Genomic DNA, 448 nt, shown 5'->3' with positions numbered 1-448 from the left:
ACAGGGGAAAGGACGTACTTGTCTGCTTTGTCGTTGAACTTAGAAACGGTGCGGCTGTAGCCTTCATAAGGGTCGGCCGGATTGCGTTCGGCCAGTGCGGGCGCGGAGGCAAGGCTGATGAGAAGGCAGAGGGAAGCGGTGGTTTTTTTCATGATTGAAACCAGTCTTTGATTTCGTAAAGTTCGGCCAGTGCGCGGACGGAATCGAGAATATTTTGAATGGTCGGTTTTTTGTCTGTCCGGCGCAGAGCGTTGAGCAGTAGGGAAACGCAGGCTGAATCTGCTTTGCCTACTTGGCTGAAGTCTATGCTGCCTGTTTCTTTCAGACGGCATTGTTGTTCGTAGCGCGCAAAGGCGGAGGCAGTCAGGGTTTTGCCGGTAACGTCGCCGCTGATGTAGAGCGTGCCGTTGCGGCTTTCTGTTTGCATGGTGTCTTTATGATGTAAGGC

1 protein-coding gene and 1 pseudogene are annotated in these 448 nt (G+C 52.9%); both read right to left on the bottom strand.

Features of this window, described 5'->3' with window-relative positions; translation table 11 throughout:
* Positions 1-152: pseudogene (locus ACTHTY_RS11960) on the bottom strand (MlaA family lipoprotein); the annotation flags it as partial.
* Positions 149-427, bottom strand: a complete 279-nt coding sequence (locus ACTHTY_RS11955; protein ID WP_440367849.1) for an STAS domain-containing protein — start codon at positions 425-427, stop codon at positions 149-151. The pseudogene ACTHTY_RS11960 and the gene ACTHTY_RS11955, both read right to left, overlap by 4 nt.
* Positions 428-448: the final 21 nt, after the last annotated feature.

The organism is Neisseria sp. P0019.S002, from assembly GCF_051957155.1.
Lineage (GTDB): Bacteria > Pseudomonadota > Gammaproteobacteria > Burkholderiales > Neisseriaceae > Neisseria > Neisseria perflava.
Note: the sequence above shows the minus strand (reverse complement) of the source record. Positions and strands in the feature narration are given on the sequence as shown.